Source organism: Mobilisporobacter senegalensis, from assembly GCF_003752155.1.
In the GTDB taxonomy this organism is placed as follows: domain Bacteria; phylum Bacillota; class Clostridia; order Lachnospirales; family Lachnospiraceae; genus Mobilisporobacter; species Mobilisporobacter senegalensis.
In genome coordinates this window covers 225,100-242,430 of the sequence record NZ_RJVG01000004.1, presented here as the reverse complement: position 1 = coordinate 242,430, position 17,331 = coordinate 225,100, and the positions used below count along the sequence as shown (strand labels likewise).

Here is a 17,331-nt window from a genome sequence, read left to right as displayed (position 1 = left end):
GTTAGCATTAAAAATAGAATCCTATACTTACCTATACTCATTATCATGTGATAATTGAATAAGCAATGAATTCTTGATATAATTTAAATTATTATTCATGAATAAAGTCGGATTTACAAATTCTCTTGAATATACCATCAACCATTCAAAGTAAAAAAGTTGGAAAGAGAATAAAATGAGATAAATGCAGAACAGAATGATACATTTTCTAGATAGCTATATATATACCTTTTGAAGAACACCATATGAAGTAACATAGGATGAAATGGAATCAGAGATTGAAGAATAAGAAGGGGGCATAGACCATGAAACAGGAAAATCATGTTTATATTGCGATTGATCTAAAATCTTTCTATGCCTCTGTTGAATGTGCTGAACGTAATCTTGACCCTTTGACTACTAATCTTGTAGTTGCTGATGCAAGCCGCACTGAAAAGACAATCTGCCTTGCGGTGTCACCATCTTTAAAGTCATATGGCATTCAAGGGCGAGCAAGACTCTTTGAAGTTGTTCAAAAAGTCAAAGAAGTGAACTCTCAACGAGTTTGTAAAGCCCCTGGTCACATATTTATTGGCTCTTCCTATGATGATATAGTACTAAAAAAATCTCCTGAATTGTCATTAGATTATATTACAGCTCCACCAAGAATGGCTTGCTATATGGAATATAGTACTAGGATTTATAGTATATATTTGAAATATGTTGCACCGGAAGATATCCATGTTTACTCCGTAGATGAAGTTTTTATGGAGGTGACCAATTATTTGCAGACATACCATCTTTCAGCACGGGAATTAGCTATGAAGATGATACAAGAAGTTCTTCAAACTACTGGAATTACGGCCACAGCTGGAGTGGGCACTAACTTATATCTTTGTAAGATTGCGATGGATATCGTGGCGAAACACATAGTACCAGACAAGGATGGAGTCCGGATTGCTGAATTAGAAGAGATGACCTATCGTCATCTCCTCTGGTCACATCGCCCACTAACGGATTTCTGGCGTGTTGGGAGAGGATATGCCAGAAAATTAGAAAAATATGGACTGTTTACAATGGGGGATGTGGCAAAGTGTTCGATTGGAAAACCTAATAGTTTTTACAATGAAGAACTGCTTTATAAGTTGTTTGGAATAAATGCTGAGCTGTTGATTGATCATGCTTGGGGCTGGGAACCATGTACGATGGCAGACATAAAGTCTTATAAGCCTCGTGTAAAAAGCCTTGGATCCGGACAAGTTCTACAGTGCCCATATGATTATGAGAAAGCAAGGTTGATTGTACGGGAAATGACAGATCTTCTTGTTCTTGATCTGGTTGATAAAGGGCTTGTGGCGGATCAGATGGTTTTAATTGTAGGCTATGATATTGAGAATATGAGTAACCCAGAGATAAGGAAGAAATACAATGGAACTGTAACTACAGATCATTATGGGCGTAAAGTTCCAAAACATGCTCATGGAACCGCAAATCTAGGAGGTCTAACGTCCTCTACAAAACTAATAATCGATGCAGTCATGGATTTGTATTGTCAAATAGTAGATGAAAACCTTTTGGTTAGAAGGATTAACATAACTGCAAATCACGTTGTTGATGAAAGTTCTGTAGTAAGGTCTGATTCCTTTGAACAGCTTGACCTGTTCACCGATTATACAGCTGAACAAAAGAAAAGGGAAGAAGAGGAAGCCGCTCTGGAACGTGAAAAGAAGATGCAACAAGCGGTATTGGACATAAAGAAAAAGTTCGGAAAAAATGCTATATTAAAGGGCATGAATTTGGAAAAGGGTGCTATGACAGTAGAGCGAAACAAGCAAATAGGAGGACATAAGGCATAGCTCCGAAAGGAAACGCTTGTGAAACAATGTATAAGGAGGCAGAAAATGAAAGACGATAAGAATTATGAACATCAGTATGATGATATCATCAATCTACCACACCATATATCAAAATCTCATCCACATATGTCTACACATGATCGTGCGGCACAATTTTCTCCATTTGTCGCAGTGACCGATTATGAAGGAGCCATCAAGGAGACAGCAAGGCTAACAAATAGAAGAATGGAGTTGGATGAGTGTGCGAAAAATGTATTAGATGAAAAACTGAGAATCGTACATGAGCAGTTAGGTAGTCAACCAGAGATTAATATCACTTATTTTCAGCCAGATGAAAAGAAGACAGGTGGAGCTTACGTTTCTGCTATTGGCATTGTGAAAAAAATTGACGGGCATGAGCGAACTGTCGTTATGCAGGATGAAACAAGGATACCTATAGAGGAAATCATCAGTATCAAAGGAGAAATTTTTCCGTCTATAAATGATTTTTCTATGTAAGCATTACCTTTTGGTTAAATGTTATGAATAAGACAAAAGTTGATATATAGAAAAGATATGCTATTTAGAGCAAATATATTTAACGTTTACAGCTTTGTCAGAGTCGAAATTGATAACAGAAGAAATATATTTATTTAAAATGAAAATGTTGATTGGAGAAAAATGGACGGAACAATAAGAGATAATATGAGGATCGGTATGAAGGTGTTAGTGGTACAGAAACAGGATCAGAGAAGAGAAAATTAACAGAAGGCATTATGGGGTTATGCACTTCTAAAATATAAAGCTGTTTTCATTGGGATAAGTGGAAATAATATCGACAGCAAGTATTTTTTTAGTGAAGATAAATTAGGTGTGAACTAAAGGCGGACGGAATGCGGACTAAGTGCGTGCTGACTTTGAATCTTCAATCCCTTATACTCTGTATTATGGGGTAGCTATAAAGAATATTAAGTAAGTAAAAATATCCTTGGCATTTTTAAGTGTCAGGGCCATTTTTATGACCTTTTCAACTATGGCCATGAAAGCCGGGAGTATCAGAAATGTTACGCCCGGCTTTTTTTCTGCCCATTTTAGGAGGAAAGATGAACTAGCTATTCAAGAAGTTATATATCAGGGAGTTAGTCACATGATTAAAAGGTGTAAATTAGCAATACTTAAAACTACAATCCAGAAAGATTTAGCAGAAGAGTATGGTGTGGCAAGGATTTTAATTTGTTCATTAATGAATGTAGGAGATGTATTTTATGCTGATTATGCAAAAACAGAAGGTTTTTGCGATGAAGAATTTAAGCAATCAGAAAATTATTGACAAAATGTGGCATATTTTGTATTATTTATTTAATTGGAGTTAATTGGATAAAGTATATTAAAAAGAGCGAAAAATATAGAAAAATACATAAAAATGTACAAAATTTAAGTAATATGGTGGGGTGTTAAAAACTTTATTAATAAGCTACTGTGTGGGGGGATATAAGTGAAAAGCTTTAATATTATAAATAAAAAGGTTAAAGAAACCTATGAGAGTCAGGTTTTTGAAATTATTGATAATATAGATTTAAAGGATTTTATGTCAATTCCAGAGTTTATGCAGGTAATAAAATGTCCTGGGAAAATGATACGTTCTACTTTTACATATATTACAGCTTATTTAGCAGGAAAAGAATACGACTCTAGCCTTACTGAACTCACAATTATTATTGAGTTAATACAGGCAGCAAGTCTCATACACGATGATATAATTGACAATGGGGTATATAGAAGAGGACGAAAAACTATTGTGAATGAGTATGGGCTGCCTTCAGCCTTGCTATTGGGGGACTGTTTAATATTTATCGTAATGAGATTAATAGGCGAGATTGAAACTGGAGAAAATCAGAAAAAAGAAATTTTAAATAGTATATCATCCTGTTTATTGCATATGTATGAAGGTCAAAAGTCAGAAAGTATTTTAGAGGGAAACTATACTATCAGTGAATTGGATTATATACATGTGATCAGTAATAAGACCTCTATATTTTTTTCTATGGCTTGTGAATTAGGTACAATTATTGCTGGGGATAGTGAGAATTATAGAGCTGCTGTAGTGTCTTATGGGTATAATCTTGGTCTGGCATATCAAATACTGGATGATTTAAAGAGTGTTATTTATTTAAGAAATGAGGGAGCTGATAAATCTTATCAGACTGATCTAGAAAGAAGAATTGTTACATTACCAACAATTGTAGCTTATAAAATAGGTAATACCCTGCAAAAGGAAATAATACAAAATTTTTATAGCGGGAAATCTTCAAATAAGGAATTGGTAATTGAAATAATTAGCCAGGATATAATTCTGTCCGAAGTAAAAGATAAAATCGTTTATTATATAAAAAAAGCAAAAGAGGATATAAAGGATTTAAGAAAGAATGAGTACAAAATAGCTTTACAAGAATATTGTGATTGTTTACTGGAGGGAGTTCAATGAATATTGATTTAATTGTGGAGGAAATAAAAAGAGAACCAGAAGTGAAGACTTGTAAAAATCTTCTGAAAAAGAAAATGGGTATTGATTTTACATCCGATGATTTTAAGCAGGTATTGGATATTCTAAAATCAGAGGATGAATATGTGAGAGTATTTGCTGTCATGTATATGGCTCTGGCATATGAAAAATTAGAATCATGCAGAGTAATTATTCATGAAAGATTTGTAGAGCTGACAAATGATTGGAGTAAAAAATTTATAAGGTATGGTTTGATTCCCAGTATTGAATCAATATTGGAAAAGGGGGACCTTGAACTAATCAAATATATAAAAAATAAATTAGCAGACCCAGAGTATCCAGTTTTAGCACGTATATATCTAGAAACATACAGTAAGGTGTTGGCTAAAAAAGATAATAAGGAAGAAGTTGTTGATTTTTTAGATTCAATAGTGATTTTTATTGTTTCAAATAATATGGATACTCAGCAGGGGCTAGTTACATCAATTAATAATCTTGGTAAGAAGAATATTATTTTATTGCAAAAATACATCATGGAGTGGATAGAAATCAAGAATGTTAATGCTTTCTATGTGGTTAGAAAAGTATTTGAGCTAAAGTTTGGAGAACTAATAGAAATTGAATTTAAAAAAGCCTGTGAAGAAAAAATGAATAAGTATGAGATCGAAAGAATCCAATTAATCAGTGAGAAATTCAATGATGATAAGAGTAAAACTGAGGTTACTTATCAAGAAATTGTTGTTTCCACTATGCTGCATTTCATTAACTCTCCAATGCTACCGTTTAACTGGGGGGCAAATCCCTATCGAGGATGTCTACATGCCTGTGAGTATTGTTATGGAAGAACAAGTCATGAATATTTGGGGCATACCAAAGATGAATTTGAACGAATTATTTATGTGAAAATTAATGCGGATAAAGCTTTAGAAAAGCAGATAATGGTTCCAAAATGGCGAGAAAGCAGAAATAAATTAATTAACCTTGGCACTGTAACGGATCCATATCAAAAAATAGATGAACACTATGAAATTACAAGAAAAATACTGGAGTTACTATATAAGTATAAAAATCCAGTAACAATTACAACAAAGTCTGATTTGGTTATGAGGGACATTGACATTTTAACAAAGTTAGGTCCATTAACAGATGTAGTGTTTAGTATACCTTCTTTAGACCAATCATTCTTAGATAAAATAGAAAAGAGAGCTGCACCGATTGAGAACCGCTTAAAAGCAATTGAAAAATTAAAGAAAGCTGGGATTACGGTGGGAGTACTTATGATTCCTATCTTCCCTTTTATCACAGATAGTGAAAGTGAAATGGAACATCTAGTTAAGACGTTGTCTGATTATAAAGTCGATTATGTAATACCGGATATTCTCAATTTACGTGGAGATAGCAAATATAAGGTAAAGCAGTTTATAGATGAATATTATCCGCAATTAACGGAAGATTATGAACGGTTATATGTGAGAGGAAATGATAACCTCTATGTTGATAAGGAGTATCAGAAGAGGATATTTGATTATCTTATGAAAGGCGTTTTAAAGAAATATGGTCTGAATGATTATTCAAAGATGATCAAAGGAAAGTGGTTGTAAATATGAAAAACAAAGAGTATGTCGATTGGAATTTTTTTTGGAAAAGGGTAAAAAAGCATCCCCTTTTTCTTAAATTCCTCTATTTTGTGCATTTAAAAAAATACCAAAAGATATTAAAGAAAATTAACATAAAAACACCGGATGTTATGGAAATAGGTGCAGGTACTGGTGCTGCAGCCATACATATTCTGGATATATATGGGGGTAGTGTAACGCTTGTTGATAATAATGAAATTGCCTATGAAATGCATAAAAAGTTATTTCAAAATAGAACAGGTAGTATTAAATACCTAAAAGAAGACTTTACAAAAATTGCCCGGAGACCGGAATACAATTTGGTAATGAGTGATGGTCTACTTGAACATTTCAGTAAAAAGGAAGACATAATTGAATTACATAAATCTTTTACCGAAGCAAATGGGTATGTATTAATTTTTGCTCTAAATAATAATTTATTTACAAGATTTTTGGAATTAGGAGAGAAAAAAATGGGCTATTCAGATCCAGTTAACATGGATGAATGCATTCAGTTATGCAAGAAATCAGGTTTAGAAGTAGTGGGAACTGTTAAGTATTTTTTTGAATATGGAATATTATGTAAAAGGGTAGGTAAAGATGGATAAAACATGGGAATTGTGGTGGGAAAAAATACTTATACGTATTCAAAACCAGGATAATCTCACACAGGAAGAAGTGAGAAAAGGCTGGGGATATTTATGGGGAGAATGGAAAAACATTGAGAAAGGGTTTGTAACCAAGAAGTTTTTACCTGAAAAGCTCCGAATGCTTATGTCCTTAAAATCAATTGATCCGCTTACGGTTTTGATTGCACCGACTTTCTTAACAGGTATATTTGCAAAAGGAATCACAGTGATGGAAATGAAAGGATTCATTCAGAGTTTTAAAGATAATGACTGGTTTAATGGATACCAGGACGTTAAGCCCTTCAGCAAAAATTTGATTTATACAAATGGATTTGGCGGCGATGAGATTAAAACAGTTAATGTCTCTACACCATCCATAATAATGGCCGCAGCTGCTGGAGCAAATGTTCTGAAAATGGGGAGTCATTCCTATTTTGGAGCTTCAGGGGCTGGAAATTTTACAGATAATATTGGGTATAAAGCTATTACATTACCAGAATCCGTTGAAACTGCCTTTATAACCAGTCGAGCTGCTTATATTAATGGAGAATCAGCGGCGGATGCCAAAACTCAGGATATAGCAACTTTTATGTCAAAAGTACCAAATGGTATGCACATCATGAAAGCATTATTTTATCCATTTCGATTTCATATACTCTGTTTTGATTTTTTTCAGGCTCCTTTCCAGCAACGGGGAATTAGTGTTCCAGATACTGAGTTGGTAGGAGAACTTGTTGCAGAACTTTGTTCATATACGAAAAAAGGAATGATTGTCTATGGGACTGATGACAAAGGTTTGTCATTGGATGAAGTATCAAATGTAGGTATGACTAAGATGACATTAATCGAAGAGAACAAGGTAAAGGATACTATTTATACAACACCTGAAGATTGGGGAGTAAAACACAGAAATGTGAAAGACATTACTTTAAGTGACTTTGATAATAGGTTAAAAATTACTTTAGAATCTATGGTAGGAAAGCGAGAGGATGGATTTTCAGATTTGCTTGTCATAAATGCCGCTCAATATTTATTTTTAAATGGAATGGTGGATACTTTTAAAAAAGGAACTGATCTGATAAAACAATCAATTGCAAATGGCAGTGTGAGAGAAGAATTACTAAAGTTTGTGGAGTCAACAAACGGCAATTTAGCAATTCTTGAAAAGGAGTTGGCGAATATAAAATGAAAATTGCATTACCATGTTCATGGGATTATGAATTCTTTGACTATCTTCCTGAAATACAAAAGGGAAAGAATAAAATACATGAGTTATATGGTTCATTAAAATCTAGTTATTTGGGAGCGGGACACTCCTCTGCTGCAATACGTGGAAAATTACTAAAAAGAAAAGACGTTGAAAATTATGTGAAAAAAGTCCATGAAAGCGGTCTGGAGTTTAACTATACAATAAATTCCAGTTGTCTTGGAAATATGGAATTTGATCCACGATATAAAGCTAAAATGTTGGATGAGTTAAAGTGGATATGTTCGTTTAGTGATACAGTTACAGTGGCAGTGCCTTATCTAATTGAATTGATAAAGAAAATAAGTAAAAATAAAGTTAAAATTGCATTATCAACCATTGTGGCTGTTGATAGCATCGGGAAGGTAAAACGTTATGAAGAGCTGGGTGTTAACCGAATTGTATTAAACATCAATTTAAACCGTAAGCCCAACATAATAAAAGATATTCGGAACCATACAAAGCTGGATCTTGAAATACTGGTAAATGACAGTTGTTTAAAGGATTGCCCTTATCGCTATTATCACTATAACTCTGGTTCACATGCTTCAGTACATAAAAAAGCTTTTTATTTGGATTACTGTATTTACAATTGTTTAAACAAACGGTTAAAAAATATGGATGAAATACTAAAAAGCCCATGGTTAAGACCCGAAGATAGCAATTACTATGATGGTATTGTGGACTATATGAAAATAGGGGGCAGAGAGAAAAATTTAGAATGGATTGTCCGGGCAGGACGAGCTTACAGTGAGGAATCATATGATGGAAATGTGCTTGATTTATTAACGATTATATCCCCCGAATCACATGAATTAGGCGAATTATTATTTGATAATAAACTCAATTTAACTTCTGATAAGGCAAAGCTGGAAAAATTCTTTAACCGGTTTTTTAAAAAAGGTTTTGAATGTGGAGACTGTTCAAAATGCAACTATTGTTCAAATCATTTTCATGATATTATCCATTACGACGAAAAGATATTAGAGGAATACTGCTCTACCTTTGATAAAATAGGAAATATGATGGAGGTAACTAAAAAACAGAATTTCATGCAATATATATTAATGAAATACGCGTTTAACCAATATGTTAAAAATACAAAAAAGTGGCAACTAATGAAAAAATATTTACCATATTTTAAAGAAAAGATTGTGGGGTAGAATTTGTATGAGAGTAACCTTAGTCAACCCGAATTATGATGAACCCAGAGTGTTAAAATTCATGGGCCTGCCCAGTATTCCAATTGGACTTGCTTATGTGGCTGCAGCTTTAGAGCAGGCTGGACATGAAGTAAAAGTAGTCGACGCTTTTGGCTTTAAATATAACGTGGAAAAAACAGTACAAGAGGCAATGAAGACAGATCCGGAATTCATAGGAATATCCTGTGTTACCTGTAACATTGATTACGGTAAGCAGATTGCTGAGAAATTGAGAACACATTATCCAGTGGCAATAGGGGGAACAATGCCATCCTTGGAACCGGATTCATTGATAGACTATGCAGATTATATCATGTTTGGAGAAGGGGAAAAAACGTTTGTAGAACTATTGAGCGGTAAAGATCCCCAAGAGATAGATGGATTAATGTTTAAAAAGGATGGGAAAGTAATTAAAACCAATCCAAGGATACCTGAAGAAAATTTAGACAACATACCTTTCCCTGCAAGACATTTATTTCCAATGCATAAGTATAAGCTTTTTGGCCCCATGAACATGGCCACTATGATGACCAGCAGGGGTTGCCCCATGACCTGTAATTACTGCTCAATCTCTCATCTATTTCCAAGCTGGAGAGGAAGAAGTGCAAAGAATGTTGTAGATGAAATGGAATTTCTTATTGAACAATATAAGGTTAAAGGAATTTCATTTGTGGATGAAGATTTTTTGGTGGATTTACCTCGTGCCTTAGAAATATGTGATGAGATTGAGAAGAGAAAGTTGAAAGTCTGGTGGGGAATGCAGACCAGAGCAGACAGGATACCGGATTTAGAAACGATGAAACGGTTTTCTCGTGCAGGCTGTGAATGTCTATTATTTGGGATAGAGTCTGTTCAGGAGAAGACGATGAAAAACCTGAATAGAGATATTTCAAATGACTTATTTTTCAGAGCTGTAAAATTAGGACGCGATTCCAAAATGAGAGTAGCAGTATCATCCATACTAGGGTTTCCAGGGGAGACAATTGCAGATGCAAAAGCAACAGTGAGTTTTGTACTAAAGCTAGATCCTGATTATGTTTTTTTCGGAGTTCCTACGCCATTTCCAGGAACACGATTTTACGAATCCTGTGAGAAGGAAGGATTGATTAAGGAAAAGAACTTGTTACGGTATACCATTATGAGTCCAATTCTGGAAACTGAGGAGATAAAATTAGAGGATGGGAAAAAGCTTTTGAATTATGCTTATCGGAAATTCTATTTCAGGCCAATTAAGATGTTGCAGCGTGTAATTTCGGAAGTGAAAAAATTGGATAAAGAAACATTTAAAGGGTTTTTAAAATGGTCATTTGGTGGTTTCTTTGACTCACAGAAATGGTAGGAGAGGGTATGAATACAGATTTCATTACATCAATCGAAGCTTTATCAAATCCTATACTAGGGCTAATTGAAGTGACACAAAAATGTAATCTTAATTGCCCCATATGCTTTAGGAGATTGAAAAATCAATCGGAAATTAGTATGTACAAAGACCTGGAGTTTGGAGACATAATAGATCGTCTGGAAAGATTAAAAAAAGAACGGCCAGATATTGATCCGACAATTGCACTGACAGGAGGAGAACCCACTTTACGAGATGACCTTCCCGACTTAATAGCTAGGATTCATGCAATGGGCTTTAAGCGAACAGAAGTTATGACAAATGGAATAAGGCTTGCTGAAGATATTGATTATGTAAAGGATCTTAAAAAAGCAGGGTTGAGTCAAATGGGATTGCAGTTTGATGGGTTCAATAATAGCACATACCAGTTAATGAGGGGAAAAGAACTGGCTGAAACGAAAAGACAAGCATTAAAGAACCTGAAATCTGTGAATCAGGCAACAATACTTGCAGCATGTATTATGCGGGGTATTAACGATGGAGAGATCGGATCTATTATAGATTATGCGGTTGAAAATAAAGATTTTATAGAACATGTTAATTTCCAATCTTTTATACGAAATAGTAACAACTCTGATAAATTTGATTTGGCTTATATTTATAATAAGGACGAGATTGTAAAAAGTATTGAATGTCAGACGAAAAGGCAGATTAGGAAGGAGCATTTCACGTCTCCTGCCACTATTCTTCCAGTTCCGGAGTTTATAGAGGCGGTTAGTAAAAAACCACAAAAGCAGTATTTCCCGCTGTTTCATGAGCATTGTAACTTAACAACTTATATATATGTTACAAAAAACAAAACTCTAATCCCGGTACAGGAGGCACTTAATATGGAATCCCTTCTGAAATATTTAGAGAAAATAACAAATGAGTTGAATAATACCAATTCATTTGGCAAAAAGACTTTCTTAATGATGAAACTGACACTGAATATGTTTCAATTAATAAAAAAACATATATTTAGAAAAATGCTGTATTCATCAATATTAAAGAAAGAATTTGATCCCTTAGCAAATCTAAAGGAAATTTTAATGATTAGTTGTGAGAACTATATGGGGGATCATCAGTTTGACTATGAGCGGAATAAGAAGTGTGGACTTTTTTTCCTGGAGGCTGATGATATGATCCGTCCATTTTGTCAACAGGAACATTATTAATTTAAATTATGAGGAGGAGAGAGATGAAAACAATCAAAAGCTTTTTTGTTTTAGTTAGATGGGAGTACATGCCATCCGCAATTAATGAAACGGGAATTCCAGCATTATTAGCATTACTATTTATTCCATTTTCTTCACAGTATGTGTTCAATGTCATTATGAGTTTATTGATATGGTATGGGGCACATTTTATAGGTGCACAAATTAATAATATAAGTGATTATAATGCGGACAAAAAATTTAAATCATATATATCGGACACAATCGATTACTTTGGTGTAAAAAAAGTAAAGTGGATGATCATTATAGAGGCGTTGATTGTTTCAGTACTAACTATAGGAATGTCGGTAATTCGTAAGCAGCCAATGCTGGTAATTTTGTGGTTGGTAGGTTTGTTCTTTGCGTGTGCTTATTCAATGAAACCATTTAATTTCAAGTCCCGGACAGTAATGAATCCGATTACGTTGGCATTAGTTTTATATTTAATTCCGATGTTATTTTCTTATTTATTAATATCGGGTAGCTTTCATGAACTGTCTGTAATCACTATTATAATTTTCGGTATTCAGATGGTTCCAATGTTCTTTATGGACGAGATAAGTGATTATGAAGAGGATAAGGAGGCAAATGTAATGAATCCATGTGTTACCTTTGGCCGCCGAAAAACAATTATGATTGCTACCATAATAGGAATTGTCTCAAATATGGCGATGTTGTTTTACTGGTTTTTTTACATATCGCAAAATTCTTCTTTTAAAATGATATTTTTCATTACTGCATTGATATTTTATGCTTTTGTAATCTTTGATTTTATTCTAATTTATAGAATGTCAGAACCAACATTATTGAAAGATGAAAAAAAGTTAATGAAACTAAAGAAAAGTATTTATACTCCAGTATGGCTTATGGGGACTGGATTAGCCACGTTATTATTGATATTTGAGAGATGGGTAAAATAATGAAATTATTGTTTATTGCACCACCAATAGGGAAACTGGCAAGCAAGTATTTGGCTCCACCGCTTGGGATTGGCATATTAGCTGGCTTAACACCTAACCATTATGAAATAAAGTTTATTGATGGTAATATTGAATCAGTTGATATTTTAGATGGATGGGATATTGTTGCAATTACAGTATCCACCCCAGCTGCACAGGCAGCATTTGAAATAGCAAAACAATATAAAAAAACCGGTGCTTTAATAGTAATGGGAGGTATGCATCCAACGGTTATGCCTGGAGAGTGCCTTACTTATGCAGATGTTATTTTCATTGGTGAAAGCGAAGTAACCTGGGGTGAGTTTCTTGAAGATTTTGAAAAAGGAAGTTATAAATCAGTTTATAAAGCAGAGATAGAAATGAATCCCTTGATAATCCCACGAATTTCAAGAGAAATTTTTAGTAAAAGGGGTTATTTGGTAACAAAAACAGTATTGATGAGCAGAGGATGCCCAAATTCATGCGAATTTTGTTTGGTCAAGAAAATATATGGACCTACCTACAGGACAAGAGAAATTGCCAAAATAATTGAGGAGATCAAAAGTTTTCCGAAAGGTGGAATGCCGGTAATTGTTTTTGTTGATGATAACATTGTGGGAAATAGAGAATTTGCAAAAGAATTTTTTAAGACACTTATTCCCCTAAAAATAAAATGGTTTAGTCAATGTTCCATTAGCATTGCTAATGATGATGAATTACTGGATTTGGCAAAAAAAAGTGGTTGTGTAGGACTGTTCATTGGATTTGAATCCATTGATGATAATAACTTGATTTCCAATCGTAAAAATGTCAACAAGACATCTTCCTTTATTGAGCAAATTAAGAAGATTAGAAAAAAGAAAATCATAGTCCATGGTGCATTTATTTTTGGTTTTGAAAATGATAATACCGAAATATTTGATAGAACGCTTGAATTTGCAAGAAAAGCAAAATTAGATGTAGCTAACTTTGGCATATTGGTTCCATATCCAGGAACTCCTCTTTATGATCAGTATCGTCTGGAAAACAGGATTTTCGACTATCAATGGAAGAACTACGACGCTGCACATGTAGTTTTCACACCTCATAATATGAAACCTATGGAATTACAACAGGGGCAATATTATGCGATGAAGAAATATTATTCATGGAAGAATATTGTGTTGCGTATTTTAGCGAATCCTAGTTCCTTGAATATTATTTTAAATCTTTCACAGATAAATGTAGTAAAGGAGTTGAAGAAGATTGTTCAAAAAAGTAATTTCATTTAGTCTTATTATTATCTTTGTAGTATTACTTGTCAATCCTGTAACTGCGAATGCAGCTCCTGTTACAGAGGAACAGATAGAAGACTCTATTGTAAAGGCTGCAAATTATTTGATGTCTCTTCAGACTGATCGGGGATTATGGCAGGCGGGAATTAGGATTAATCCAAGAGAAACCGCATATTTTATGGTAACTGCTAAGTATTTGCAGATAGAAGATATGGAAAATGATTTGCAAACATCAGCAAAATGGCTTTTGGAGCATATTAATAAAGATGGAGGCTGGGGTTTTTTTGATGAAGGCGGAAAGTCAGATATTTCTATAACTGCTATAGTTAGATTAGCGCTGATTGTAAATGGTGTAGATGAAGGGTGTGAAGAGCTAAAAAAAAGTGCTGTCTTTGTTGAAAATAATGGAGGTATAAAAAACTCAGATATCTTCTGTAAAACATTCTATTCACTTTTTGACCTTTACGAAGAACCTTGGGAAAGTCCGAATTCAGAAATATTTTTTCCAGACCTGTCAATATTGTACTTAGATAACACCGATGAGCATAGTACATATTCCAGTATGGCATGGGGACGAGAGGCTGGAATTGCCATGAGTGTAATCAAAGAATATAAAAAAAGAGAAAATCTACATATCAAGGCACAAGAGTTAAATTTAGCCGAGCAATGGATGGTATCGCACCAATTGGAAGATGGGTGTTGGTATACTCTTTTGGGTACCTGCCTTAATATGATTGCATTGTATGAAATAGACAGCGTAAAACATGCACCACGAATTAGTAAAGGCATGAAGTGGATTAACAGTAACAGGGATCCCGATGGGTATCAAAAAAGATTTGTATTAAGTGTCTGGGATACATCGTTTGCCATTAGTGCTTTACGAAAATCAAATATAGATTCTTCGGCTGAGAGCCTGCTAAAAGCAGCAACCTGGATTATGAATGCTCAGACTCAAGGAGGAGGCTACAATTGGTCAAATGTTCCTTCGGGTGGCTGGTCATACAATGAATATAATATACTCTATCCTGATAACGATGATACCGCATTAGCCATCACTGCATTAAATGATTTGCATTTTACCTCATATTCTACTGAATATAAGAAAAGAATGGCCATAGAAAAAGGGAAAGAATGGCTTCTATATATGCAGAACGATGATGGAGGATGGGGAACCTTTGAGCGGTTTAACGGTGATAAGGATTATAAAGCCCCACCAGAATCAACAGAGGATCCAAGTGTAGCCGATGTTACAGGACATGTACTGACTGCGTTGGCCTCATGTGGTTACACTGTAGATGATCAGGTTGTACAAAATTGCATCGAATATATTAAGAAGGATCAAAATGATCAGGGAGCCTGGTATGGGAGATGGGGACTGTGCTACTTGTATGGTACTTCCTGCATCTTGCAAGGTCTATCGGACATAGGATATGATATGACCGATGAATTCGTTGTAAAGGCGGTAGATTGGATTATTGCTCAGCAGAATAATGATGGTGGATGGGGAGAACATTTTGCTTGGTGGAGTGAGAAGAATGGAATTACTTTTACTAAGATGGGACCTAGTACTCCAGAACAGACTGCATGGGCGATTATGGCATTAATGAAAGTAGATTCAGATAAATACATGAACGAAATTGAAGAGGGGATAAAGTATCTAATTGAAAATCAGGAGGAGTATGGAGGCTGGGAACATCCATATTATACCGTACTTGGTCTAAATCCATATAAGAATCCTTATTACCCACATTATTTTTCATTAGCAGCTCTTTCAGATTACGCAAAAATTAAGGGAATTGCTATTAATACACCTGCCGAAAATGGAGAGCTTAGAACGGATCAGGAAACTAATTTAATGATAGATAAATTCTCCTATGAAGATGTTGCTGAAGATGCAATTAGCTCTATAAAAAAAGGTGTTCTAAATTTCAGTTTTGAAGAAACCGGGAAAAATAAATTTTTATTAGGTTTATATAATAATAGCAAAGATGAATTAGAGGATGTAATTGTAACTGTCTATGATGAAAGTAATAATGATATTTTAGTGGCTTATGATTTTGAGACTCTAAAAGGGGAAGAAAGAATATCTAAAAGCCTTTCTTTCTCCAGTGAAAAAGAAAATCAGAAAAATTTAAAGATTGTATCCACATATACAGCAAGAGGAGAAAAGAGAGAAATAAGTGATAGTTATCAAGTTACTTTGACCAAGGAAAGAAATGTTGATATTTCCGCTTCAACAATCATTATTATTGTTATTATAGTACTGTTGTGTGTGTGTTTGTTTATAATATTCAAAAATACGAATAAGCAATTGATTAAATTTACTTTTAAGAATTTAGGAAGAAACAGAAGCCGTACAATTCTGACTTTTATAGGGATTGTGATCGGAATCTCTGCCACGGCCGGTTCCATATCATTAGGACAAGCGTTTGACCAAAAGTTAAGAAAGGACTTTGAAAGCTTTGGAGCTGGTAGAATTATTGTACTACCAGAAAAGGTAGATATCAGCGTTTCTCCGCCAACGCAAACATTTGAAAAATCAGCATCCTTGCGTCTGGATGATGATGTGGTGGATGAACTTAAAAAAATCGAAAATGTTAAGAGTGTCTGCCCGGTTATAAATTATGAGACGACAGTTACTTTTAAGGGCGAGAGTACAAATTGCTTTATTCAGTTTGTGGACCTTGACACATTCCATCAGATGACACCTTTAAAAATTGACAAAGGAAGTGTTCTGGAAAAGGGAGACGGCCTGACAGCAAATGTTGGCTATGATATAAGTACAAAGGCTTTTTCCGAGACTATAGAAGTCGGCGATAAGTTGAAAATTGGTAACCTCGAAGTCAATACAAAAGGAGTTTTTAAAGAGACAGATGGGCTGTCAGGAAGGATAGAATCCATTGTGACACCAAATATTGTGATTTACCTTCCACTGGAGATGGTCAATAAATTTGTGAGTAAAGATTATTACGATGTAATCGAAGTGAAGGTAATAGATAAAAATAAAACAAAAGCAACGGATGAAAAAATCAACAATATTTTGGAAGACAAGTATCCAAATAGAATTTTTAGCACTGTATATACTGAAAAGCTGCAAAGCACAGTTTCAGAAATACTCTATCAATTTGATTTAATTATATCATTCATAGGAGTCTTCTGCCTACTGGTAAGCGGAATCGGTATAATGAATATGGTCATTGTAAATATAACGGAGCGACGTCAGGAAATAGGAATTATGATGGCGGTAGGAGCTCCATATAAAACAATTATGAAAACTCTAATATTAGAACTGACATTCCTTGGCATTATTGGGGGGATTGCAGGCTTTGTCGGAGGCTTATTGGTGGTATTGATTACACAGTATATTGCACAAATATTAACGGTACCTAATTTTGCTTTTATATTTAGTCTATCTCTTTTCTTAGGGATTGCAATTGTATTATTCTTTGGAGTAATACCAATAAAAAAAGCACTGAAAAAAGAACCAATTGAGGCATTAAGATGAGGTGGATAG

13 protein-coding genes are annotated in these 17,331 nt (G+C 34.3%); all 13 read left to right on the top strand.

Going from position 1 to position 17,331, the window contains the following annotated elements:
• Positions 1-305: 305 nt before the first annotated feature.
• The 13 genes from EDD66_RS08480 (at position 306) to EDD66_RS08420 (ending at position 17,322) form a co-directional block, all read left to right on the top strand.
• Positions 306-1,835, top strand: coding sequence for a Y-family DNA polymerase (locus EDD66_RS08480; protein ID WP_123609146.1), 1,530 nt, complete (start codon positions 306-308; stop codon positions 1,833-1,835).
• 45 nt (positions 1,836-1,880) lie between these two features.
• Positions 1,881-2,333, top strand: coding sequence for a hypothetical protein (locus EDD66_RS08475; protein ID WP_123609145.1), 453 nt, complete (start codon positions 1,881-1,883; stop codon positions 2,331-2,333).
• Between the two features lie 628 nt (positions 2,334-2,961).
• Positions 2,962-3,144: a hypothetical protein gene (locus EDD66_RS08470; protein WP_207667765.1), complete on the top strand. Its 183-nt coding sequence runs from the start codon at positions 2,962-2,964 to the stop codon at positions 3,142-3,144.
• Positions 3,145-3,309: 165 nt separating this feature from the next.
• Positions 3,310-4,299: a polyprenyl synthetase family protein gene (locus EDD66_RS08465; RefSeq protein ID WP_123609144.1), complete on the top strand. Its 990-nt coding sequence runs from the start codon at positions 3,310-3,312 to the stop codon at positions 4,297-4,299.
• Complete coding sequence (locus tag EDD66_RS08460; RefSeq protein WP_123609143.1) at positions 4,296-5,918, top strand: SPL family radical SAM protein; 1,623 nt, start codon at positions 4,296-4,298, stop codon at positions 5,916-5,918. The genes EDD66_RS08465 and EDD66_RS08460 overlap by 4 nt, the downstream gene beginning before the upstream one ends.
• Before the next feature lie 2 nt (positions 5,919-5,920).
• Positions 5,921-6,541 carry a class I SAM-dependent methyltransferase gene (locus EDD66_RS08455; RefSeq protein WP_123609142.1) on the top strand — a complete coding sequence of 207 codons (621 nt, stop codon included), beginning with the start codon at positions 5,921-5,923 and terminating at the stop codon, positions 6,539-6,541.
• Entirely contained in the window at positions 6,534-7,751 is a 1,218-nt protein-coding gene (locus EDD66_RS08450; protein WP_123609141.1) for a hypothetical protein, read from the top strand. The genes EDD66_RS08455 and EDD66_RS08450 overlap by 8 nt, the downstream gene beginning before the upstream one ends.
• Positions 7,748-8,971, top strand: coding sequence for a U32 family peptidase (locus EDD66_RS08445; protein WP_123609140.1), 1,224 nt, complete (start codon positions 7,748-7,750; stop codon positions 8,969-8,971). The genes EDD66_RS08450 and EDD66_RS08445 overlap by 4 nt, the downstream gene beginning before the upstream one ends.
• Positions 8,972-8,978: 7 nt before the next feature.
• Complete coding sequence (locus EDD66_RS08440) at positions 8,979-10,349, top strand: B12-binding domain-containing radical SAM protein (protein ID WP_123609139.1); 1,371 nt, start codon at positions 8,979-8,981, stop codon at positions 10,347-10,349.
• Between the two features lie 8 nt (positions 10,350-10,357).
• A complete protein-coding gene (locus EDD66_RS08435; RefSeq protein ID WP_170164301.1) occupies positions 10,358-11,566 on the top strand; it encodes a radical SAM protein in 1,209 nt (402 codons plus the stop codon).
• A 23-nt stretch (positions 11,567-11,589) separates the two neighbouring features.
• On the top strand, positions 11,590-12,525 hold the full coding sequence (locus tag EDD66_RS08430) for a UbiA family prenyltransferase (protein WP_170164300.1): 936 nt from the start codon (positions 11,590-11,592) through the stop codon (positions 12,523-12,525).
• Positions 12,525-13,814, top strand: coding sequence for a B12-binding domain-containing radical SAM protein (locus EDD66_RS08425; protein WP_170164299.1), 1,290 nt, complete (start codon positions 12,525-12,527; stop codon positions 13,812-13,814). The genes EDD66_RS08430 and EDD66_RS08425 overlap by 1 nt, the downstream gene beginning before the upstream one ends.
• Entirely contained in the window at positions 13,789-17,322 is a 3,534-nt protein-coding gene (locus EDD66_RS08420; protein ID WP_123609135.1) for an ABC transporter permease, read from the top strand. Before EDD66_RS08425 ends, EDD66_RS08420 begins: the two co-directional genes overlap by 26 nt.
• Positions 17,323-17,331 lie beyond the last annotated feature (9 nt).